Source organism: Marinobacter sp. ELB17 (assembly GCF_000169375.1).
Lineage (GTDB): Bacteria > Pseudomonadota > Gammaproteobacteria > Pseudomonadales > Oleiphilaceae > Marinobacter.
Window position 1 is genome coordinate 512,444 of record NZ_AAXY01000001.1, and the last position, 20,825, is coordinate 533,268.

At 54.5% G+C, this 20,825-nt stretch carries 22 protein-coding genes and 1 pseudogene; 19 read left to right on the plus strand and 4 right to left on the minus strand.

Features of this window, described 5'->3' with window-relative positions:
- Positions 1 to 71: 71 nt before the first annotated feature.
- Together MELB17_RS02460 and MELB17_RS02465 are read right to left on the minus strand one after the other, a co-directional pair.
- Positions 72 to 374, minus strand: coding sequence for a hypothetical protein (locus tag MELB17_RS02460; RefSeq protein WP_007348547.1), 303 nt, complete (start codon positions 372 to 374; stop codon positions 72 to 74).
- A gap of 110 nt (positions 375 to 484) precedes the next feature.
- Positions 485 to 862: a hypothetical protein gene (locus tag MELB17_RS02465; protein ID WP_198136422.1), complete on the minus strand. Its 378-nt coding sequence runs from the start codon at positions 860 to 862 to the stop codon at positions 485 to 487.
- A gap of 292 nt (positions 863 to 1,154) precedes the next feature.
- Between MELB17_RS02465 and MELB17_RS02470 the strand changes: the two genes are divergently transcribed.
- The 13 genes from MELB17_RS02470 (at position 1,155) to MELB17_RS26405 (ending at position 9,751) form a co-directional block, all read left to right on the plus strand.
- Positions 1,155 to 1,556, plus strand: coding sequence for a MerR family transcriptional regulator (locus tag MELB17_RS02470; RefSeq protein WP_007348549.1), 402 nt, complete (start codon positions 1,155 to 1,157; stop codon positions 1,554 to 1,556).
- Between the two features lie 299 nt (positions 1,557 to 1,855).
- Positions 1,856 to 2,041 (plus strand): hypothetical protein, encoded by a 186-nt coding sequence (locus MELB17_RS02475; RefSeq protein ID WP_007348550.1) that lies wholly within the window; start codon positions 1,856 to 1,858, stop codon positions 2,039 to 2,041.
- A gap of 25 nt (positions 2,042 to 2,066) precedes the next feature.
- The gene (locus MELB17_RS02480; protein WP_007348551.1) at positions 2,067 to 2,768 is read left to right on the plus strand and encodes a TVP38/TMEM64 family protein; all 702 of its coding nucleotides are present in this window, start codon (positions 2,067 to 2,069) and stop codon (positions 2,766 to 2,768) included.
- A 670-nt stretch (positions 2,769 to 3,438) separates the two neighbouring features.
- A complete protein-coding gene (gene dsbG / locus MELB17_RS02485) occupies positions 3,439 to 4,224 on the plus strand; it encodes a thiol:disulfide interchange protein DsbG (RefSeq protein ID WP_227498764.1) in 786 nt (261 codons plus the stop codon).
- Complete coding sequence (locus tag MELB17_RS02490; RefSeq protein WP_007348553.1) at positions 4,224 to 5,444, plus strand: protein-disulfide reductase DsbD family protein; 1,221 nt, start codon at positions 4,224 to 4,226, stop codon at positions 5,442 to 5,444. Before dsbG ends, MELB17_RS02490 begins: the two co-directional genes overlap by 1 nt.
- Positions 5,438 to 6,028 (plus strand): protein-disulfide reductase DsbD domain-containing protein, encoded by a 591-nt coding sequence (locus MELB17_RS02495; RefSeq protein WP_007348554.1) that lies wholly within the window; start codon positions 5,438 to 5,440, stop codon positions 6,026 to 6,028. Before MELB17_RS02490 ends, MELB17_RS02495 begins: the two co-directional genes overlap by 7 nt.
- Positions 6,029 to 6,071: 43 nt before the next feature.
- Positions 6,072 to 6,776: an SCO family protein gene (locus tag MELB17_RS02500; protein WP_157133228.1), complete on the plus strand. Its 705-nt coding sequence runs from the start codon at positions 6,072 to 6,074 to the stop codon at positions 6,774 to 6,776.
- 225 nt (positions 6,777 to 7,001) lie between these two features.
- The gene (locus tag MELB17_RS25290; protein ID WP_227498774.1) at positions 7,002 to 7,214 is read left to right on the plus strand and encodes a TlpA disulfide reductase family protein; all 213 of its coding nucleotides are present in this window, start codon (positions 7,002 to 7,004) and stop codon (positions 7,212 to 7,214) included.
- A gap of 27 nt (positions 7,215 to 7,241) precedes the next feature.
- Positions 7,242 to 7,418 (plus strand): TlpA family protein disulfide reductase, encoded by a 177-nt coding sequence (locus tag MELB17_RS25295; RefSeq protein WP_227498765.1) that lies wholly within the window; start codon positions 7,242 to 7,244, stop codon positions 7,416 to 7,418.
- Between the two features lie 154 nt (positions 7,419 to 7,572).
- Positions 7,573 to 7,872 (plus strand): DUF3561 family protein, encoded by a 300-nt coding sequence (locus MELB17_RS02510; RefSeq protein ID WP_007348558.1) that lies wholly within the window; start codon positions 7,573 to 7,575, stop codon positions 7,870 to 7,872.
- A 94-nt stretch (positions 7,873 to 7,966) separates the two neighbouring features.
- Positions 7,967 to 8,605: a peroxiredoxin gene (locus MELB17_RS02515; RefSeq protein ID WP_007348559.1), complete on the plus strand. Its 639-nt coding sequence runs from the start codon at positions 7,967 to 7,969 to the stop codon at positions 8,603 to 8,605.
- Between the two features lie 79 nt (positions 8,606 to 8,684).
- The gene (lgt, locus tag MELB17_RS02520; RefSeq protein WP_007348560.1) at positions 8,685 to 9,485 is read left to right on the plus strand and encodes a prolipoprotein diacylglyceryl transferase; all 801 of its coding nucleotides are present in this window, start codon (positions 8,685 to 8,687) and stop codon (positions 9,483 to 9,485) included.
- A 95-nt stretch (positions 9,486 to 9,580) separates the two neighbouring features.
- A complete protein-coding gene (locus MELB17_RS26405; RefSeq protein WP_227498775.1) occupies positions 9,581 to 9,751 on the plus strand; it encodes a sulfite exporter TauE/SafE family protein in 171 nt (56 codons plus the stop codon).
- Positions 9,752 to 9,764: 13 nt separating this feature from the next.
- Here MELB17_RS26405 and MELB17_RS02525 read toward each other — a convergent pair whose 3' ends face one another.
- Entirely contained in the window at positions 9,765 to 10,466 is a 702-nt protein-coding gene (locus MELB17_RS02525; protein ID WP_007348561.1) for a M48 family metallopeptidase, read from the minus strand.
- A complete protein-coding gene (locus tag MELB17_RS02530) occupies positions 10,466 to 13,774 on the minus strand; it encodes a type I restriction endonuclease subunit R (RefSeq protein ID WP_198136424.1) in 3,309 nt (1,102 codons plus the stop codon). Before MELB17_RS02530 ends, MELB17_RS02525 begins: the two co-directional genes overlap by 1 nt.
- A 175-nt stretch (positions 13,775 to 13,949) precedes the next feature.
- Here MELB17_RS02530 and MELB17_RS02535 point away from each other — a divergent pair, with 175 nt between their 5' ends.
- The 6 genes and pseudogenes from MELB17_RS02535 to MELB17_RS02560 all read left to right on the plus strand — a co-directional run bounded on the left by MELB17_RS02535 (position 13,950) and on the right by MELB17_RS02560 (position 20,649).
- On the plus strand, positions 13,950 to 14,522 hold the full coding sequence (locus MELB17_RS02535) for a hypothetical protein (protein ID WP_007348564.1): 573 nt from the start codon (positions 13,950 to 13,952) through the stop codon (positions 14,520 to 14,522).
- An 83-nt stretch (positions 14,523 to 14,605) separates the two neighbouring features.
- On the plus strand, positions 14,606 to 14,824 hold the full coding sequence (locus MELB17_RS02540) for a hypothetical protein (protein WP_007348565.1): 219 nt from the start codon (positions 14,606 to 14,608) through the stop codon (positions 14,822 to 14,824).
- 374 nt (positions 14,825 to 15,198) lie between these two features.
- A pseudogene (gene istA / locus MELB17_RS24455) lies at positions 15,199 to 15,725 on the plus strand (IS21 family transposase); the annotation flags it as partial.
- Between the two features lie 535 nt (positions 15,726 to 16,260).
- Positions 16,261 to 16,734 (plus strand): DUF4402 domain-containing protein, encoded by a 474-nt coding sequence (locus MELB17_RS02550; protein WP_007348569.1) that lies wholly within the window; start codon positions 16,261 to 16,263, stop codon positions 16,732 to 16,734.
- Positions 16,735 to 16,893: 159 nt separating this feature from the next.
- Positions 16,894 to 17,655, plus strand: a complete 762-nt coding sequence (locus MELB17_RS02555; protein WP_198136425.1) for a molecular chaperone — start codon at positions 16,894 to 16,896, stop codon at positions 17,653 to 17,655.
- Between the two features lie 63 nt (positions 17,656 to 17,718).
- The gene (locus MELB17_RS02560; RefSeq protein WP_007348571.1) at positions 17,719 to 20,649 is read left to right on the plus strand and encodes an SPOR domain-containing protein; all 2,931 of its coding nucleotides are present in this window, start codon (positions 17,719 to 17,721) and stop codon (positions 20,647 to 20,649) included.
- The last annotated feature ends 176 nt before the right edge of the window (positions 20,650 to 20,825 follow it).

Below are 20,825 nucleotides of genomic sequence, written 5' to 3' on the forward strand. Positions count from 1 at the left end.
GGCAACGCAAGACCCCGGGCGCATACGCTTCCCCGGGCGACTGCTTTCGGCTCAGGTCCTTGCCGAAACTGCTAGCTGGCGCTGGCGTCTTCGTCCTTGGTACCACCCATGTCGCCGCTACCGTGGCTTTGCATCATTTTCATGCAGGCCTCGGTCATAGCTTTCCGATCTTCCGGAGACATGTCAGACATCATGCTCATCATCGGCATCATGCCGCCCATTCCATGCTTGCCCTCCGAGGACATCATTCCATTGTGCTCAGAGTCGGAGGCCATCATGCCGTTGCCTTCGGCATGGGCAAAGACGGAGAAGAGAGCGACGCTGCCTGCTAGAGCGGCGGCTGTGATCGTAAGCTTGAGATTTGAATTGCGCATTTGATTCACTCCATTTAAAGACCCGTCACGGATGAAAGAAGGCACGGGACTTTGTTGCAAGAATTAACGTTAATGAATTTGCCGCGATGGGCGAAAATCCGGGTTAAAACTCAGGAGTGATGTTGCGGAGGAGGCGTAATGGAAGCCAGGAACGGATCCTGGTAGATAGCCGCGCGGGCACCCAACACCGGTTGGGAGCCGGTGTCAATCAAACCTGTGGCACCGGCCAGCAAAAGACCGACGCTGACGCCGCAATTGCTTAGTCCGCTCGTACTCGGGCAGGCCATATCAAGAGCTGTGACACAATCGCTCCCAGCGTTGGATGGGGAACTGGCGCTTTCAACCTGATCCATCATCATGGAACCACAATCCGCCCTTACTGCGCCCGCCTGACCGCCCGCCATTTTGGAGATAGCCAGCGCCGGCCCGCTCATCACCAGAAGCAGCGACAGGAGCACGGAGAGAATTTGGCGGTTCGTTGCGGTCATTTTGATTTCAAGCACCAAACAGTCGGGTTACGTGGCTGGGACACACAGCAAATCTTTTAGTTCACCAGACCCTAGCACTTTATTATTTCAATGGCACGACTACTTCTATAACGACTCATTGGGGCCGCCCGGGAGTATGGGGACCGATTCGGACGTCCAGAAAGATAACGCTCCAGCCGATTTTGAAATACCTGTTCAACGCGTGCAATCGATAGAAAATCTCTTGACCTTAAAGTCTACTTCAAGGTTATGGTTAAAACTGCCTATCAATGACTACGCCTGAGGTGTATGAATGAATACGTTCAATATCGGTGAACTCTCTGAGAAAAGCGGCGTGGCCAGTCATGCAATTCGCTTCTATGAGCGGGAAAGCCTCATGCCCGAGCCTGCGCGAACTCAATCCAATTATCGCCGTTACCCCGAGGATGCGATTGCCAGGCTGCAGTTCATCATCCATGCCAAACAATGGGGCTTCGCTCTTGACGAGATTCGTGAACTCCTGATGCTTCAGGACGCCAATGGCGATCGCGCGGAAGCCAAGCGCATCGCTACAGAGCAACTGGGAAAAATCCGGCACCAGATCCAGAGTCTCTCCCGTATCGAGGCGGTTCTGTCGAAAACTCTGGAGGAATGTTCAGGGGAGGGGCCGATGGACGGTTGCCCGATCGTCGAGGCCATTGCCAAGGAAAGGTAATGCGCCCGTTTATTGTCGGGATGAATTGATCAACAATGCGCTAGATTGGTTGCGCGGAGGAGCAAGGTCAGGATGCGGGTTAGCAGCCACGGGTGCAGTCAGCGGAAGTTCCCGTTACCGGCATGACCTGCGGCTCCTGCGTGTAACGGGTAGGGCGGGCACTGAACAAGCAGCCTGGTGTGATCTGGGCCGGTTTAAACCAGATAGCGGACACACCGCGGCGAGCAACTTGAACGAAAGCGGAGCCGCACAAGGAGGCGTCTCATGAGAGACCCAATACACAGAATAAGGAGATTGACATGATGACAAGTGAGGCATGCACGTTTGGAATGGCGGGAATGGGATTGATATCCCTTTTGCTCATCGTCGCCCTAGTACTTGGCGTAGGCGCCCTCGCCAAGTACCTGTTCTCCCGAAATAAGGATGATGAGGGAAGCGCCCGGAAAAACGCCAGAAGGGATTATGACTACCACTCTGGCAAGTAAAAGCCATCGGGAACCATCGGCAAGTATGGGAATCAGGCTGAACGCAAAAGCAAAGGTGATCGGGGTCTTGTTTTTGCTGGTCGCCCTTGCGGCGATCTATTGGATCCTGCTGGAAACCGGAGCGCTGACTATCGTCAACAACAAGGCGGTGTTGCGGGAATGGATCGATCAACTGGGCTATTGGGGGCCAGTGGGCATCATTGCCTTGATGATCACGGCCATCGTCCTGAGCCCGATCCCCAGCGCCCCGATCGCCATGGTTGCCGGCGCGGTTTATGGTTCCTTCTGGGGGACGGTGTTCGTGGTTGTCGGGGCCGAAGCCGGGGCCCTGATAGCCTTCGCCATTGCCCGATCCCTGGGTTACGACGTTATATATCGCTGGAGGCGGTTACGTCCGGTATTTGAGTGGTTGGGCAAGGACCGCTCTCAGGGCGCCTTGATGCTTGTTATTTTTACATCCAGGCTGGTGCCCTTTATCTCCTTTGATGCGGTCAGCTATGCAGCGGGTCTGACGCCGCTCACTTTCTGGCGCTTCGTGGTCGCAACGCTTGCCGGTGTTATTCCGACGGCCTATCTGATTACAACGTTTGGCGGATTGCTCATGGCAACTGAGTCCGGGATGCTGACGATAATCCTGATTATCGTCAGCAGCATTACCCTCTTACCGATTGTTGCGAAGCTGCTTTTGGCTCGACGCCGGGGGCGCAAGAACGCGTGCCAGCAGTAAAATTCGGAAGAATTTGGAGCGTAGATCCAGTCTTAGTTTGTCAACGGAATAGAGCGGAGATGCAAGGTTGAATTGGTTCTGTTTGCTTGGCACCCCCATTAATGTGGGTTATGGTGCTTCTTGCCTTTCCACACGTGAAAGACACTTAGCTGTTCTGTAATCTGGATATCGATGCGATGACCAAGCGGCTTTTGGGACTGGCAGCAATGCTGCTCGCAGCTTATTTCCTTGTTTCACAGGGATTTGCTGCGACCTCTCATGGGATGGAACCCATGGATGAGGTTTGTGTGCTGTTGCCGGATGCCCAGGAAATATCTAACTGCTCCGGGCTCCAAGCCCAAGGGAGTTGTGCCAGTATGTGTATTTCCTCGCTCGTCGGGAAACCTGCGATCCCAGATTTGCCATTGTTATCTTCCTCCCTCTGTCCCAAGGACTATTCTCCTCATCTTGGCCGTGTGCTCTCAGGGCCAGAACCTTTTCCTCCCAAATTTCCAGCAGTGTCCTGAACCTTCGATTGCCTGGGTTCCCGCTTCGAGCGCCTGTCGTTCGATTGTGAGCGGCGAGCGACGACGTAGTCGGCCAACCTTGGCGGTTTTCTACTGTCTGATGAATAAATAAAGATGGGAGCGTAACTGTTATGACATTCTGTTTGGAACCCCAGGTAGGGAATATGGTCTTACTCTGCCGCCGGCTTTCGATAGCACTTTTTTTGAGTCTATTTGCGGCGCTGGCGTTTGCGTCACCAACGATGGATCCGGGAATCATCGCACTTCAGGAAAACGTCGGTTTTACGGTGATCGAACGCTTCTCCACACCAGCCGAGGGCGTTACCGGTTATGTCGTGAAGACTGGGGACGGAAAAACCGGAATAATCTATGGCCTCGGTGACTACATTCTGTCTGGCTCGCTTTTGAAGGGTAACGGCAATGATCTGACCCGCCAATATGCTGCACGCTATATTCCGAAGCCGACCTATACCTCGGTTGCAGAACAGCTTTCCCTGGATACCCACTTGGTGAGCGAAGGTGGGAAAGAGGCTCCCGAGGTCTATGTATTCGCTGATCCCAATTGCATTTTCTGTCACAAATTCTGGAAGCAGACCCGGAGTTGGGTGGCGGACGGGAAAGTAAGATTGCACTGGGTCATGGTTGGGTTTCTCAAGCCGTCCAGCTCGGGCTTCTCTGCTGCAATCATGAATGCAGATGACCGGGCCGGGGCGCTCCAGAAGTTCGAGGAGAATCTTGGAAACAATGGTAACGGGGACGGAATTTCCGAACTCACCCCCATACCGGCGAACCTTGACGAAGCGCTCCAGAAACACAGCCAGTGGATGGCCGACTTGGGTTTCAGCGGAACGCCAGGGCTGCTGTTCAAAGACACGAGCGGCCAATGGCGAGGCCAGACCGGCGTGCCCGATCAAGAAGCGCTGGGAAGGTTGCTGGGAATCGCTGAGTAATGGATGAGCTCCCCTATTTACTCATCGCTGGCCAGTTCATGATGGCGGTGGTGGCAGGTTTGCTGCTTAACCTGACGCCCTGCGTTCTACCCGCGATTCCCATCAAGGTCCGGACCATCCTTCGGGAGGCTGGCAGTCAGCGGTCACATCGGCAGCTGGCTGCACTGGCGTTCACGGCCGGAACACTGACCTTTTTCCTGACGCTGGGCGGCCTGACCGCGCTGCTACAGTGGAATTGGGGCACGCTTTTCCAGTCGACAGTATTCGTTGCCGTCCTGGTTGCGTTGATGGTCGGGTTTGCGGTGGCCACCTGGTTGGATTTGCCCATCCCGGTCCCGGCGTTTGCCGCCTCGGCGCATGGCCGGCGTTACTTTGAGGCATTCGTATCGGGGCTGTTGAGCGCCGTTTTGGCCGCACCCTGCGCCGGGCCTTTCCTGGGCGGAGTTCTGGCCTTTGCCGTAACCCAGCCGGCGCCGGTGATCATGGGGATATTCGGCAGTATCGGGCTGGGGCTGTCCCTGCCCTACGCTGTGCTGATGCTCAAGCCCGAGTGGCTGAGTCGATTGCCCAAGGCGGGCCCCTGGACCCTGGCGATTCGCGAGGTGCTCGCGTTGGTTTTGCTGGCCGCTGCCGTCTTTTTCAGCGCAAGCCTGGTCCCACAAGCGGTCTACCCCTGGCTATGGGGGTCCTGGCTGGCACTGGTCCTGTTTTGGGGCATTCGCCGCTTTATCCAGGGTAACGGCGCCGTGCGTGTTATCGCCGCAACAGCGACAGGCCTTGCCCTTGCGGTGGTAATGGTATTTGCATCCCCAGCGGGTAACGGTGAGGGCGGGCTTGCCTGGCAGCCATACTCCTCGGAGCTCCTTGCGGAGACCAAAAACCGGGGGGCACCCTATTTGCTGGAATTTACCGCGGATTGGTGCATTAACTGCAAAGTACTGGAACGCACGGTGTATCAGGCGCCCGCTGTGGCGGAAGCTGTGTGGCGGATCAACATGGTCCCCATCCAGGTCGATGTGACAGCAAGTGACCCCGAAAAGGACGCCCTGCTAACCGAATTGGGCGGGCAGGCCTTACCTTTTGCAGTTGTCATTGATGGTGACGGCCAGGTTATTGCCCGTTTCACGGGCCTCTTTGAGACCGATAGCCTGGTCAGGGCGATCAACCGCACCCAAAACCCACAACCCACAACGTTAGACATTGGAGGCGAGTCATGGTGATTCGACACAAAGTATTGCTGACCGGCCTTGCGATTCTGCTCATCGTCGCAGTGGCGGCGTTCATGTTAGTTAATCGCAACCCCCTTGGCACTGCCAGTCCCACTCAGGAGGAAGTCGGGGCTGGCGCCTCAAGCCCCAGTGCCCGGTCGGGGCTGGCGGATTCTTCCGACAAGGTGCGCGTGAAAGTTGCTGGAGGCAACAAAGCACCGGTAGGGGATACGGGTGAAATCGTTTTGACACTGGACATTGAACCGGGCTGGCACGTGAACGCCAACCCGGCATCCATGGAGTTCCTTATTCCCACCGCCGCCAGTTCCTCAGTCAACGGCCAGTCGTTTGAAATTACGACTCAGTATCCACGTGGCCGAATCAGTGACATTACTCTTGATGATACCGCTCTGGAGGTATACGACGACGGCGCCAGTATTCGGCTACTTCCCGACGAAAAGCAAACAGCCATGTTGCAGGAAGCGGGTAAGCTCGACGTGAAGGTGCGGATACAGGCTTGCAGTGAGGACGGCGTTTGCCTGGCACCGTCTGATCTGCCCCTTACCCTGGATCTGGACGGTACCGATACACCATGACCTCAGGATTTCCTTCAGAAAAGGAATCAAACGGAGAACAACTGTGAACAGCTTATTCAGAGTAATGCTGATTTCCGTGGTTGCCTTGGGGAGCCTCAAGACCCAGGCCCACTCCATTGAGGATGTCGAAACGTCGTTAAATGAAAAAGAACGATATGCCCAGTTTGTCGACCTGCCGGCCCCACAATTTGACCTGACCAACAGCGAAGGCAATACCCTCTCCCTGGCCGGTTTAAAAGGCAAAACTGTTGTGCTCAATTTTCTCTATACGCGCTGTACTGAGGCATGTCCTTTGCATATGAACGTGATCAGGCAGTTGCAAACGGCGGTTGAGGAAGAAGGGCTGAGCGATGACGTGATCTTCATCACCATTGCCACTGATCGCGAGGACGTCGCCGGGACCCGGGAAAACATGCGAGCTTACGGCAAGAACTTCGACCTCAACCCTGGCAACTGGCACTTTCTCTACCGGGCCAGGGACGAACCGCCCGGGTTGACGTCGGAGCTTAGCCAAGCTTACGGCGTTCAATTCACGGACACGGGTGACGGAGTCCAGGTACATGGTGTAGTCACTCATGTGATCGACCCAGCGGGGCGAATGCGTGCCCGCTTTCACGGTTTGAAATTCCAGCCTGAACATCTGGTGACCTATCTCAAGGCCATCGCCATAGGCCCCAATGCCGCTGCCGATGATGGGTTCTGGAGCCGGTTGCATGGGCGTATTGAAGGCCTGATTCAGAGCGAGTAGTCCTGTGGGCTCCAAGGAGGCTTTGGCCCGGTACCGGAGGCTGATATATGTTAACAGGAGAAACCTTCAATGTGGCAGCACCGTAGACCTGCAGCATGGATATTGGCGGGGATGCTCGCTTTTGCTATTCCATTTAGCCCCGCGTTTTCGACTGCGGGGGAAGTTCCGGCGTCGGTCGGCTCCCAGGGGTTTTGAATCTGGGAAACACCTCGGAATCTGCCCGAACTGACCTTTGATGACGAAAAAGGCGCACCTTTAACGCTTGCAGATTTTCACGGCAAAGTCGTGTTGCTCAACATTTGGGCTACCTGGTGCGCGCCATGCCGTGAAGAAATGCCGACGCTGGATTTGCTCCAGACTCAGCTTGGAGGCGAGCAATTCGAGGTGGTAGCTCTGTCGATTGACCATTCAGGGCACGATGCCGTTGAGAAATTCTAGCGGGAAATCAACATTGAGCATCTTCACATGTATATCGATCCGTCCACATTAGCTGCTGCAACCCTTGGTATAGAAGGCGTCCCAACGACTTTGCTCCTTAATCGCGAGAGCCGTGAGATCGGCCGCCTGGTCGGTGCTGCGGAATGGAACAGCTCGGCCATGGTTGATTTTATTACCCGTACCATCGCCGAGGTCCCAGATTGAACGCAGCCCACACTCAATAAAAGTCTTGACCTTAAAGTTGACTTTAAGGATATCGTTCATCGCAAGTGGCCGAGTTGCCACATGATTTAAGGTAACGGTGTTACCCGAATGGGCTTAGCCCTGGATTGATCAAAAATGGCGAAGGAGGCAAATAATGAGTTGTTGTGACGATCAAAAAATGAAATCCGATACTCCGACCAGCGGGCTGTTGGGGCTGGTGACAGGGCCGCGACGCTGGTGGCTGTTTGGAGCTCTAGGGGTGACCGCCGGGCTCATTTTTGGCTGGGAGAACCTGGTGCTGTTCGGGATTGCGCCCCTGCTCATCAGTCTCTTGCCCTGTCTGGTTATGTGTGGTCTCGGGCTGTGCATGATGAAATGCAATAAAAAAACGGTCGACACAGCCAACACAAATGTTGCCGTGGGGCAGCAAACTGAGATCAGCAAAAACGCTTGACCCTAAAGGCAACTTTAAAGATACCGTTTGAACTTTGAACTTTGAACTTTGAACGACAGCGAAAGCGAAAGCGAAAGCAAAGGAGAATAAGCTGATGACATTGCAACTTGGAGAAACCGCACCCGATTTCAACGTGGAATCCACAGAAGGAAACATTCAGTTTCATGAATGGCTTGAGGGCAGTTGGGCCGTGTTATTTTCACATCCCGCCGACTACACACCGGTCTGCACCACTGAGCTGGGCGCCTTTGCCATGCGCAAGGATGAATTTGACAGGCGCAGCGTGAAACTGATCGGTGTATCTGTCGACCCGCTCGACTCCCATAACGACTGGGCAAAAGACATTGAAAGGACTCAGGGCACAGGGCTCAACTACCCCCTCCTGGCAGACAAGGATCAGGTTGTCGCAAATCTTTATGGGATGATCCATCCGAAAGCCGACCCCAAGTTAACAGTTCGTACGGTTTTCATTATCGACTCCGCGAAGAAAATACGTTTGATGTTGACGTATCCACCCAGCACCGGGCGCAACGTTGACGAGATCTTGCGAGTTATTGATTCACTTCAACTGACCGACAACCACAAAGTTGCCACGCCAGTGGACTGGAAGAACGGAGATGATGTGATCATCGTGCCGTCGCTTTCCAATGAAGAGGCCAGGGAACGTTTCCCTCAGGGATGGGATGAGCAGACGCCTTATCTACGCGTTACCCGTCAACCCGGTCGGAAGTAATAAGGAATCCGTCAACTGAGCCTCGCGTGTTGCTGATTAAAACCCAGGCGCACTTTCATACATAGAATCAGGAAAGCCCATGCTTCAGTATCCTCGAATTGACCCCGTGGCCATCTCACTAGGTCCGGTGCAGATCCATTGGTACGGCCTGATGTATCTGGTGGGCTTTTTGGCTGCCTGGTGGCTGGGACGTCGCCGGGCTCATCAATTGGGATTGAGTCCCGAAGCCATCGAAACGCTGATTTTCTACTGCGCCATGGGCGTTATACTGGGCGGCCGCGTGGGGTATGCACTGTTCTACGGCTTCGAAAAGCTGGCGGACAACCCGCTTTGGTTATTCAAAATCTGGGAAGGCGGCATGAGTTTTCACGGGGGCTTTGCCGGGGTATTGGTCGCGGCCCTGGTCTTTGCCCGCAAGGAAAACTTACGATTTTTTCGGCTCACGGACTTTATCGCACCACTGGTGCCGATTGGCCTGGGGGCAGGTCGCCTTGGCAACTTTATCAATCACGAGCTTCCGGGGCGGGTCAGCGACGTACCCTGGGCCATGGTGTTCCCTAATATGGGGCCGGCGCCACGCCACCCGTCATCACTGTATGAGTTTGCACTGGAAGGTGTCGTGCTGTTCGCTGTGCTGTGGTGGTTCTCGATCAATCCTCGCCGAAATGGAGCCACCTCCGGCTTGTTCCTGTTGCTCTATGGGATTTTCCGTTTTTCTGTCGAGTTTGTTCGCCTTCCCGACCCACAACTGGGGTTCATCGCCTTTGGTTGGATGACCATGGGGCAGTTGTTAACTCTGCCTATGATCATTGGCGGGTTTGCCATGATTGTTTGGTCGAGATACCTGCCCATTAACATTACAAAGGCGGCGAAAGCTTGATAAAGATTGCCGGGTTCAGCACATAGGCTGAGCCAGAATTCAGCCTTTTCGAGAGTATCAGATGGATCCGTCTATTTTTGGCTTCTTCTCCTTTGGTGGCTGCATTTGTTTTCGGTCTACTCGGGCGCGCGTGTTGCATCGGGATGTGCGGCGGTATCATGGGGGCACTGAGCTTTTCGATGCCTGCCGAGTTGTGGCGGCCGCGCCGTGTATTCGGATTGCTACTTGGTCTTAATGTAGGCCGTATTTCCAGTTGCATGATTTGAGGCTCTTATCTGTTTAGTGGGGGGATAACCCTTCTACTTCAATCCCATTCTTGGCCAACCAATCCTTCCTCCGCTCATAATCCGGCATAACCCGCTCAACCCGCTTCCAGAACTGGTTTGTGTGATGTGGCTCATACAAATGCGTAAGCTCGTGCACCACCACATACTCAACGATCTCTCGCGGCAACAGGATCGTCTTCCAGTTGAAGTAAAGACGGTTGCCCTTGCCACACGAACCCCAGCGGTAGCCCAGATCCTGAATTTTGACACCAGCAGGGTCAACGCCCATGCGCGCAGCTAGGGCCTGGACTTTATCGTTCAGGTAAATCTGTGCCTTGGTGCTATACCAGTAAATAAAGTGGAATCTCGCTTCAGTCTGCAGGTCTTTTCGCAGGCAGAATCGTCCAGCCGTCAGTTTGAGTGGTGTTCGTTGATCGTCGACCAGCTTCAACCGATAGCTCCGGCCCAGATACAGAAATCCTTCGCCATTCACGTACTCTTTGCGAGGCTGGGGCTTAAGCAGCCCGGCTTTTTCGGCCAGTTTCTGGTAGATCCAGAATTTTTTCTCCTGAACAAAGTCCTTGAGCAGATGTTCTTCGATGCCCTTGGGGGCCGCGAGCACCAGGTCGCCTCCGCGGTCCACAATGATCTCCAGCGTTTTGCGCCGGGCGCTATGGCGTACCTCAAAGGTCAGGTCATCCACCTGTAATTCCATCACGCATTCACCAGCTTGCTGTGATTCGCTTTGGCCAGATCAATAAGTTTATCCAGCAGACCATCGAGTTGATTGGTTGGGAAAAGGTCGAGCTCGAACAATTCTTCAAACAGTCGGCCTCTCAGGCGCTCCTGGTCTGGTAGATGGGACGGCTTCCAGAAGTCCGGGATGCGCAGCTCTTCCGTGATTATTTGAACGGTAGACACGGTGGCTTGTTCCAGGCTTTCCTTTTCATCGGATGTAAGCGTCGTGCCGGCACCCTGTTTAACCTCGGCCATCAGTCGCAGGAAGGGTAGATGATGGGATGGGAGAGCTGAGGGTGTTTCACCATCGGTTGTCTCATCCTCCTTTAATTGTTTGATCAAGGCCGATAGCGCGTCCACCTGTTCCTGCCAGAGTCCGTCCATCTGATTCAGGATTTCCTTCAAGCGTTCACTGAGCTTCGTGTATTTAACCGGATCTTCGTCCAAGTGTTTACGCACATGAGAGCGAACTGCATGCTCCATTTCTGACGCTTTAGCTCGATCGCTCACTTGCCGGTTTATGTGTTGGTCGAAGTGGGTGTCCGTCAGCTGCACCGGGGGAATCTTGGGATTGATGCCCAGTGAGATCATGTAGTCATCGATCAGCTTGCGGACTTTGTTGCCAACGTCTTTGCCTAATTCCGGGCTGTCCTTGTAGCGATTCCGTGCCAGAGCATGAATGTAGGCTAGTTGTTTGGCGTCGTTCACGAATTCTAATGCTTCCGGGCGGGGCAGAACGTCATCCAGTGTCCGGCTGAATTCTTTCAGCTTCACGATGAACTCCGCCCGCAGTCGCTCGTCGCCTAACGCAGTAACGGCTTCTTCAACATCGGCGAGGCTATCGACGCCCTGCTTCCTTAGCACGTCCACAACCCGGAGATGGCGATCCCGAAGCAATGGGATTTCATCTTTCAGGCTCCGGAGCGCTCCATCAATATCTTCATCACTGTAGGCCGCCAACGCTTCTTTCAGATGGTTTGCAACGCCATAGTAGTCCACCACAATACCGCAGCGTTTACCGAAGCCTGTGCGGTTTACCCGGGCAACGGCTTGCAGCAGTTCGGCTTCCCGAATCGGGCGGTCCAGATACATGACGCCCGCGATGGGCGCGTCGAAACCGGTCAGCAGCATGGACTTTACAATCAGGAAACTGAGTGGGTCGGACTTGTCCGGGTCTTTGTGAAACAGTGGTTTCTTGAATCGTTTGATGTTTTGCTCAATCTCCGCCCGATCACTCCACTGAGCCCAGCCACTGTCATCGTTGTTACTGCTGCTGAATACCACGGCAAACTCAAGCTGCTGCAATAATTCACGATACTGCCAGGCCTTAATGGCCGCCTTGATTCGAGGCGGTCGGGTAATCAGCTCGGTTTCGGCAATGTTCTTGTCTTCAGGAGGTAACGCCATGGCCTCTTCGAGAAGTTTCGACTTGGCTTGTTTGAGCGCTTCCAGGTAGCGCATGGCTGCTCGCCGGCTGTAGGCAACCAGTTGGGCTTTGAATCCATTGGGGAGGATGTTGGTGACGTAGTGGCGCAGGATATCAGCCGCTTTTTCTTCAATCAGCCGAGGCGCCTCAAAGATCTGGCCCTTGGTAGCGTATTTCTTCTTGATCAGCTCCAGTTCTTCCTTGGTGCGTTCTTTGAACAAATCCTCGAACAAGTCATCGAGGTTTGCGCCGTCCTTTACGGCGCCTTCTGCCGTTCTGCCTTCGTAAAGGATTGGAACCGTGGCGCCATCGTTTTCCGCTTCCTTGATGGTGTAGCGGTCAATGTATTCGCCAAAAATCTCGCTGGTCTGCTTTTTCTTGCCCATGATGATGGGCGTGCCTGTGAAGCCAATTCGCGCAGCGTTGGGCACAGCCTGTAAAAGGTTGGCGTGCAGGTCACCGGCCTGTGTTCGGTGAGCCTCGTCAATCATCACCAGAATATCCGGGCTTTCATTAAGCAATCCCAAGGGGCGTGAGGGGATAAGGTTCCTGGGTTCGTCGTCAGGCTCTTCTGCCGCATCGCGACGATTGAGCTCCAGCCCGCGTTCCTTCTTCGGAGGAGGGTAGGCTGAAGACGCACTCTCGTGTTCCCGGTATTTCTGGATGGTCCCAAAAATAAGCCCTGGCCCGGGCTGTCTAAGCAACGATTTCAGTTTGCCGGTGTTGCTGGCGATCTTGACGGTTTCCCCGGTCAGCGTCGCTGTGTCCGATAACTGATCCTGCAGATCTTTCCGATCCGTGATCACGACGACTTTGAAACGGCGCAGTTCAGGATCGGTTCTGAGTTTGAGAACCAGAAATACCATCGTCAGGCTTTTACCGCTGCCCTGGGTATGCCAGATAATCCCGCCCCGCCGGTCGTGCTCACCATCTTCAGACCGGGTTTTACCGGTTTTCAGGCGCTGAACAGCCCGTTTGACGGCCCGATACTGCTGATATCGGCACACCAGTTTGATGGTTTGCCCGCCCATGGTCATGAACAACGTAAAGTGACGGACGATGTCCAGCAGGTTGGCGGGGGGCAGCATTCCCGCAATCAGTCTGTGCTGGGATGAGAGCGAGGCAACGCCCAGTGATTCGGCAACGTCCTCTTCGGAACGAGGCGTCACGGTCTTCCAGTTCAGGTAATGGCTGAACCCGGCGCCAATGGTTCCAACCCGGGCATCATCGAAATTGGAAGCCACCATAAACTGGTTGGTGAAGAACAGGGCGGGGGCGCCTTCGTGTTCCTCGACCTCAAGATCCTGATGACGCTGATCGTAATAGCGGCGTAGCTGATCCACCGCCTCCGGAATGCCCTCGGGAATCGTTCGGTTTTTGCACTCGATGACCACCAGGGGAATGCCATTCACAAACAGAACCAGATCCGGAATGACGTGCCCCTTCCAGCCATCATGCCCTGGCGGGCATTTGACCTTGAACTGATTCACCACGGTAAAGGTGTTGTTCCCGGGGTTTGCCCAGTCAATAAAGTGAATGGTCTGTCCTCTGCCACTATCCCAGTCCGGTAAGCCCTCCACCGTGATGCCACCGTGGAGTAGTTCGGTTGCCAGTTGGTTGGCTTCCATTACTTTGTTGGCGGGAAGGCGGGTAATCGCGGAGATGGCTTGATCGAGACGTCTTTCATCCAGCCAGGGCTCGCCGTTTCGGGTGTTGATGGTCAGCAGCCGCTCACGCAGCAGTGGCTCCATGATGACCTGAGCAAAGGTTTCGCGGTGGGTGACGGAGGGGGAAGTCCAGGGAGCCCTCGATGTAATTCCAGCCTTCTTGCTCCAGTTGCTGAATAAAGGGGAGCTCAACTTCGGTAAATTCCGGGCCAGGCATTACTACTCCTTTGATGCGTCGGGTTTTAACCGTGAATTTACATTCACCCATTAACAGTTACAGTTCAACCTATTATGCTTGGCAGTCAGGTATCAAGTGAGTGCTCTTCTGACTTGCTGGTGGTCAGTAAAAGAAACGGAAGGAAAATAAGTGTCTTCCCAAAGTTTGCAAAGAAGTGAAGCCTGGCAGAGGTATCTGCTCATCAGGCAAAAAGCCTACAAAAACTGCACGGATGAGTTTCATGACCTGTTTGGGGATCAGCTGTTATTAGCCGAGCTGAGTGAGCCCAACGTAAGAGGGGAGGTGGTGAACTGGGGATCAGGTCTTGACTGGCTTGGGCTCCTTTCCAAAACTAACAATATGAAAAGGCCACGGAACTTTGATCTTGGTATTTTTCACGTGCCAGATGGGCGAGAGTCTGCGAGGCTTGTGGGTGCCGCGCAAGGGCGCGCTTCCAAAGGCCACAAGGCCCTTAGCCATGTTCGGATTGATTTTTTGGCTCGAAACCCTGAAGCCAATCCATTTGAAGGATACATCACAGCCATAGCCGTTCAATGCGCAGCGCATTATGCTTCTCTCATCGATAAAAGAAGGGTGCTGCTTACCAATCCAGAGAAAAAAGAGCCTGTTTTTCAACATTTTATGGAGGTTTTTGAGGGAAGGTACCGAGAGAGCGACAGGAACTTTCCCTATGACTATTTCTATCTGAATCTCGAGGGTTGATTATATCTTTTTCGGCATCTCCATATTTGCGTATACACACTGTATTGTGCATAGTAATGGGTAATTAAAAAGGAGGTGGTGTCATGAGCGTCGCAAGACAGATGCACCAAGATGAGTCATACAAGCCGTCTGGATGCAAAGTTTCTGTACCAGAGAATCCGACAAATCAGCAGCTTGAGCAAGCCAGGCAAGATTTGGGTTTGCCGAAAAAGCCGAGATACAAAGTCTCGGCCGTCAAGATGCGCAAGTTCAAAGGGCGCTGGGTCAACGAACCCGTAGCGATGGCTGGCGAGAAAGTTTAGAACTAATTAATTTTATCTGATTAAACCAAATGGGCCTGCTAAATAGCAGGCCTTTTTTTGGCAAATTTGAAATCAGTTTGAAAAGGTCTTGCCCATAGCCTTGTGGATTAATCCCATCAAAAGTTGCTTTCGCTCTTCGAGAGATCCCTAGAAATTATCCGTTCGAAGCTTCTCGGTGGGAATGAAGTGCCCAGCAAGTATGGAGTCCATGTCGTCATTTTCGAGCTGCACCTGATCATGGTTTTGAGGCTTAAAAAGATAAGCGGACGGCGCATCACCTCCAATCATGCGGTTAGCCTTGTAGGAGATTGGCGTCTTGTTGATGATAGTGTCACCGCCAGAGTAATACTGACCCACTAGGAGGTGGGGACTAAATCTTGGACTACATCGGAGGTAGTTCATGTATTCGCGCCATCGCTCAGAAGCTGGGTGTGTCCCGCAACACCGTGCGCCGCTACCTGCGGGATTTGAGCGCGGTGCCCACCTATCCAGACCGAACGCAGAGAGCGACTAAGCTGGATTCCTACAAAGACTATTTGCTGGCGCGAATCGAAGCGGCAAAGCCACACTGGATACCGGCAACCGTGTTGCTAAGAGAGATTCAGGATCGCGGCTATGCCGGCGGGGTCAGCCAGCTCAAGCGCTACATTACCGACTTCAAAACCGTTGAATCTGATCCGGTGGTTCGCTTTGAGACGCCGCCTGGCAAACAGATGCAGGTCGACTTTACGACTATTTCCCGTCACCGGCGCAAGATCAAAGCCTTTGTGTGGCCACCCTCGGATTCAGTCGCGCCACTTACGTCCGGTTCTCCGAACACGAGCGTCAGGAAGACTGGCTGCAAGGCATCGAGGAGGCCTGTCATTACTTTGGCGGAGTCCCTCAGGAGATCCTGTTCGATTATGTTCCGTGCAACATAATCGGGCTGAGCAAGATCAGTGACCTTACTGCTGCCGGTGTAACAAACGGTGAAGTTACAAGCGGTGAGCTGGGCGCTGGCGGCGCCCAGTCCATCTACCTGAGTGGAGAGTTGTCCGTTACTTCAGGCCAGGCTAATGGTACTTATATTGGCGACGTGACAGCGACTGTAGAGTACAACTAAGCGTCCGCCTCACTCGAGAAAAGCGAGTGCCAAGCTGATGAAACCCAAGGCGGGGTATCAACGATTTTTCAGATGCGCCTCTCTTGAATTAAAACTGATAACGACAATCGCCGTTATCGGTTTTAATGCGTCTGCAGACAGCATCAATATTGCGGCCAGTAGGTTGTCACTGCCCCGTCAACGTCAGTGATACTATTTTGATATACTCTCCAAACGCTTTTTTCAGCGACGTGATGCTAAATGCCGCCTATAATACCCGATCCGCCAGAAACGATGTCGGCGTTACCGTGACGTACCACTAGTTAGTGTACCAATTCCCAAAAGAAGCGTCGCAATGAAATCGTGCTTGCCGAGAATACTGGCCGGCGTCGCCTTGGCGTCCATGGTGACTCCCAGCAGTTGGGCACAACTGAACATTGCGATCGTGAATGTCCAGAGCTTGTCCTTTGGCAGTTTTGTGGCCGGTAACAGTGGTTCCGTGACGGTCAGTACCAATGGCAATCGCAACGCCGGCGGCGGCGTCGTGCTGATACCGTCGAGCCAAGGTACCGCTGCACAATTTACGGTCAGTGGCGACCCTAACGCGACTTATACCATTCAACTGCCCGGTAATGACATCGTCAGCTTGACGGGTCCGGGCACTGATATGTTCGTTAACAATTTTACCAGTACCCCCTCAGGCGCGGGGGGGCAACTGGAAGCTGGCGGCTCACAGGCTCTGTCTGTCGGAGGAACGCTCAATGTGGGCAGCGACCAAGCCCCCGGCAGCTACTCCGGCAACTTCTCCGTGACAGTAGACTACAACTAGACGGAAGTCGCCCGCCTCAACCCGCCCAGATGAGGCTAATAAGGATCCCGAACAATGCCGCATGCCTTGAACCAAAAAAACAGAGCCCTGAATTTCTTTCACCGACTCACCTTGTTCGTCCTCCTCCTTTTCTTACCCGTGAGCCATGCATTGGCTGAGATGATGTTATATCCGACCAGGATCGTCTTCGCAGGAAACCAGCGCGCGGCGCAACTCGAACTGATCAATAATGGCACCGAGAGCGCGACCTATCGCATTTCCCTGGTTAATCGCCGCATGAGCGAAACGGGAGCATTTTCGGGGATAGACGTTCCACTGCCTGGCGAACAGTTCGCAGAGGACATGCTGAGGTACTCCCCCCGCCAAGTGACACTCGCTCCCGGGGCCGGGCAGGCCGTTCGGATTATGGTCCGCAAACCCGCCAATCTGGCAACCGGCGAGTACCGCTCGCACATGCTGTTCGCCAAGCAGCCCGATCCTAGGGGCAGAACCAGCGTCGAGAGCAGCGATGCCAAGGCCGACAACGAGATCGGCATCACGCTGACTGCACTGGTGGGTGCGTCCATTCCAGTGATTGTGCGTCATGGCAACACCGAAGCCAGTGTTGCACTGACGCATCTCGACCTGCGGCTGCCGGCTGACAAAGCACCGGTTCTGGCGTTTGTTGTGGAGAGAAGTGGCAACCAGTCCGTCTATGGCGATTTGACCATCAGCTTTACTCCGCATAGCGGTAGCGAGCAGGTGATTGCCCGAGCCAACGGCGTTGCCATCTATACACCGAACCCTTTACGGCGCGCAAGCATTACGCTGGGCCAGCTAAACGGATCTCGACTCACCAACGGCGCCCTGCGGGTCACCTATCGAGAACAGGCGGAGGACGGTGGCGCGCTGCTGGCCGAGACGGTTCTGCAACTGCCCTGATGTGTGTTACCTGAAATGGTCTTCGCGTTGACTCGCCCCAGGGCTCGCCTATGGGCGGCGGCAATGTTGTTGCTCGCGTCGATTGTGCATCCTCAGCATCTCTTTGCCCAATACCAGAATACAGCGCCGGAATTCCTCCTGCTTGAGGTCCGCCTGGATCAGTCGGTGCTTTCCGATGCCATCCCTGCCTATGAGCTGGGAGAGCATACGCTGCTGCCTCTGGGCGAGTTAGCCCGGTTGCTCACCCTCGCCATAAAGACTCAGCCCGGGCAAGCAATCGCCAGCGGCTATATTCTGTCCGAGGACCGAGGGTTCAGTCTCAATCTGGACGAAGCCCGCGTTACCCGCGCCGGAGTGACGGAAAGCTTTGATCCAGCCCTTGTTTTAACGGAGCCGGAGGATATTTACGTTGCCACGTCTCTGCTTGAACGCTGGCTGCCGGTGAAACTTGAGATCAACCGCTCCAGCCTGTCTCTGCGCGTTCACGCCCTAGAAGCATTGCCATTACAGGCCCGACTCAAACGTGAGCGTCTGGGTGAACAGGCCGGTATGCGAGGGGGCTACGAAGACCCGGGTTATCCCCATTATGAGCAGCCTTACCGATTGCTAAGCATGCCTTTTATCGACCAGACGTTCGCCACCGAACTACGCAGAAACGAAGGCAGTACCCAAACTGACGCGCGTTATACGGCCTTCCTTACCGGCGATCTTCTGGGCATGGAGTCGTCCCTGTATTTATCGAGCCGCAAACAGGACCCAACGCCGGATGTGCGCGCCACGCTTGGTCGTCACGACCCCGGCGGGGGCTTGCTGGGCCCGCTCCAGGCTCGGTCTTTCCAGCTCGGCAGTATCTCGGCGCCCAGTGTCGACAATGTTACTCAAGGCATTAACGGTGAAGGCGTAACTTTGAGCAACCGCCCATTGACGCAACCTACCAGCTTTGACCGGCAGGTCTTTGAAGGCGACCTGCCGCCTGGCTGGGACGTGGAGCTTTATTACAACGATGCCCTTGTAGGCTTTCAACTAGCCGACTCCGAGGGCCGATATCGGTTCGAGGATCAACCCCTGAGTTATGGCCGTAATGAATTTCAGTTGATCTTCAATGGGCCTCTGGGGCAGACCCGGGTGGAACAATATAGTTTCCCTCTGGCCCAATCCATGGTGCGCCCCGGCGAGTTCCAGTACAGCCTTACCGAACATCGCGACGACGAAGGGCAGCCTCGTTCCGTTGCTCAATTCGACCTTGGCCTTTCCCGTTACCTGTCGGCCTCAGCTGGGTTCATCCGGGCGCCGGTAGATGATACCGAAAGGCAGTACACCACTCTGGGGCTGCGCACGTTCTGGCAATCCATGAGCATCAGCGGCGATTTTATCCAGTCCGAGGAAGGTGGTTCGCTTGCCGAGCTCGGGATGCAGACACGTGTCGGCGGCGTAGCGGTGGACGCGAGTCGCATACACTTGAGCGATTTTGCCAGCGACGTGTTTCCCGCCTATAGCGACCCTATTCGCACTCGGGATGAGCTTAGGCTTAGCGGTTCCATTCCGGTGGGGGAGCGTTCAAGTTTACCGGTGACCATTGAGGCAAGGCGAGACGAGCGGGAATCCGGCGTTGCCAACACGGATGTCAGCGCACGGGTATCCGCGTATGCCTACGGTACTGCCCTTACCAACACGCTGAACTGGCGGGCATCCGGTGATACTGAACAGACATTGGGCACGCTGCGTATCAGTCGCCGGGTTCGCGACATGAGTTTACGCAGCCAACTGAATTACACTCTGGGCGCTGAGAGCGATATTTCAGCGCTGACGTTCACGGCGGACAAACCTCTGGGTGAAGGCTACCGCATGACCTTGGGAGTGGCACATACCTTTGCTTCACCGCAAACCCGATATACTGGCGGTTTTACAAAGAGTCTGGGCCGTTATGGGCTGGGTGTTAATGCCAGCTATGTCGACACAGGGGAGATTGCACTCGGCGTCCAGCTGTTTGTTGCCATGGGGCGAGACCCGCGACAGGACGACTGGCTTTTCGACGCTCGGCCAATGGCCAATAGCGGTGCCGCTTCGGTACAGATGTTTCTGGATGACAACAATAACGGCGTTATGGATGAACATGAGCCGCCTCTTTCCGGTGCCGGCTTCACGGTCAACGGCGGCCGGCACAAGGCGCGGACGAACGCTGCGGGCGTCGCTCATATTAATCATCTTCCCGTTAACCGGTACGTCGACATCGGAGTAGATATGTCGACGCTGGAGGACCCTCAGTGGTCGCCTCAGCCTGCCGGGATCAACCTGGTGCCGCGGCCCGGCACCGTGGCCAAGCTCGAGTTTCCGGTGAGGCTGACTACGGAAATTGATGGCACCGTCTACTTGCTGAAGAATGGCGTCGAGCGAGGGATGGGTGACCTCAAGTTGGAACTGCTAAACGATCAGCATGAGGTAGTGGGTGAAACAACAAGCAGCTGGGACGGCTTTTATATCGTCCCTCAAGTGGTCGCGGGTGAATACTGGCTAAGGATCTCACCTCAGCAGTTACGACGTTTAGGGCTGACAGATACCGGCGGACACAAGCTTACCGTTTCGGGCGATGGCTCGTTTATCAGCGGAGTGGATTTTATAATAATGCTGGATGGCAGACAAAGCGATAGTCGTTCAGGTCCTTTGGATGCTGGGGAGTCAGCGCGGTACGATCAAACTTATTTCCGGACGGAATCTTGGGTACAAGATCAACCCTCTGACTATTTTACTATTCAATTGGTGGCGGCCAGTTCGGAGGCGACTGTAAAGCAGTACATTGAGCGGCATCAGATAAAACACACGGCCGCTTATGTGCGTACTTCGCGTCTAGGCTTGCCTTGGTATTCCGTTATCTACAGCAGTTTTACGAGCTATCAGGAAGCTCGGGCCACACTAGAGCGACTGCCACCGACTTTGACAGAGGCAAGGCCTTGGGTACGACGATTTGGTGATGTTCAAGCCGCTTTACGGCAGTAATGACGCAGTCTTGGATTATGAAATCGTTCATGATGACCGCACATGCCAGCGCGCGCCTCATCTTCACGTAGATCATTTCAACACCCATCAAAGTGCCGCTCATATCGCTTCACGGCATCTTTGAATTCCTGCAAAGGTTCAAGCTCTTGTGGTGAAAGCGTTAATGGCTGGATATT

What these genes read in the sequence shown, in the direction of transcription:
- MELB17_RS02525 (WP_007348561.1), bottom strand. Translation starts at nt 10,466, where the DNA reads ATGGAATTACAGGTGGATGACCTGACCTTTGAGGTACGCCATAGCGCC.
- MELB17_RS02470 (WP_007348549.1), top strand. Translation starts at nt 1,155, where the DNA reads ATGAATACGTTCAATATCGGTGAACTCTCTGAGAAAAGCGGCGTGGCC.
- MELB17_RS02515 (WP_007348559.1), top strand. Translation starts at nt 7,967, where the DNA reads ATGACATTGCAACTTGGAGAAACCGCACCCGATTTCAACGTGGAATCC.
- MELB17_RS02510 (WP_007348558.1), top strand. Translation starts at nt 7,573, where the DNA reads ATGAGTTGTTGTGACGATCAAAAAATGAAATCCGATACTCCGACCAGC.
- lgt (WP_007348560.1), top strand. Translation starts at nt 8,685, where the DNA reads ATGCTTCAGTATCCTCGAATTGACCCCGTGGCCATCTCACTAGGTCCG.
- MELB17_RS02550 (WP_007348569.1), top strand. Translation starts at nt 16,261, where the DNA reads ATGAAATCGTGCTTGCCGAGAATACTGGCCGGCGTCGCCTTGGCGTCC.
- MELB17_RS02490 (WP_007348553.1), top strand. Translation starts at nt 4,224, where the DNA reads ATGGATGAGCTCCCCTATTTACTCATCGCTGGCCAGTTCATGATGGCG.
- MELB17_RS02475 (WP_007348550.1), top strand. Translation starts at nt 1,856, where the DNA reads ATGATGACAAGTGAGGCATGCACGTTTGGAATGGCGGGAATGGGATTG.
- MELB17_RS02465 (WP_198136422.1), bottom strand. Translation starts at nt 862, where the DNA reads ATGACCGCAACGAACCGCCAAATTCTCTCCGTGCTCCTGTCGCTGCTT.
- MELB17_RS02555 (WP_198136425.1), top strand. Translation starts at nt 16,894, where the DNA reads ATGATGTTATATCCGACCAGGATCGTCTTCGCAGGAAACCAGCGCGCG.
- MELB17_RS02495 (WP_007348554.1), top strand. Translation starts at nt 5,438, where the DNA reads ATGGTGATTCGACACAAAGTATTGCTGACCGGCCTTGCGATTCTGCTC.
- MELB17_RS02560 (WP_007348571.1), top strand. Translation starts at nt 17,719, where the DNA reads ATGTTGTTGCTCGCGTCGATTGTGCATCCTCAGCATCTCTTTGCCCAA.
- MELB17_RS02540 (WP_007348565.1), top strand. Translation starts at nt 14,606, where the DNA reads ATGAGCGTCGCAAGACAGATGCACCAAGATGAGTCATACAAGCCGTCT.
- MELB17_RS25295 (WP_227498765.1), top strand. Translation starts at nt 7,242, where the DNA reads ATGTATATCGATCCGTCCACATTAGCTGCTGCAACCCTTGGTATAGAA.
- dsbG (WP_227498764.1), top strand. Translation starts at nt 3,439, where the DNA reads ATGGTCTTACTCTGCCGCCGGCTTTCGATAGCACTTTTTTTGAGTCTA.
- MELB17_RS02460 (WP_007348547.1), bottom strand. Translation starts at nt 374, where the DNA reads ATGCGCAATTCAAATCTCAAGCTTACGATCACAGCCGCCGCTCTAGCA.
- MELB17_RS02480 (WP_007348551.1), top strand. Translation starts at nt 2,067, where the DNA reads ATGGGAATCAGGCTGAACGCAAAAGCAAAGGTGATCGGGGTCTTGTTT.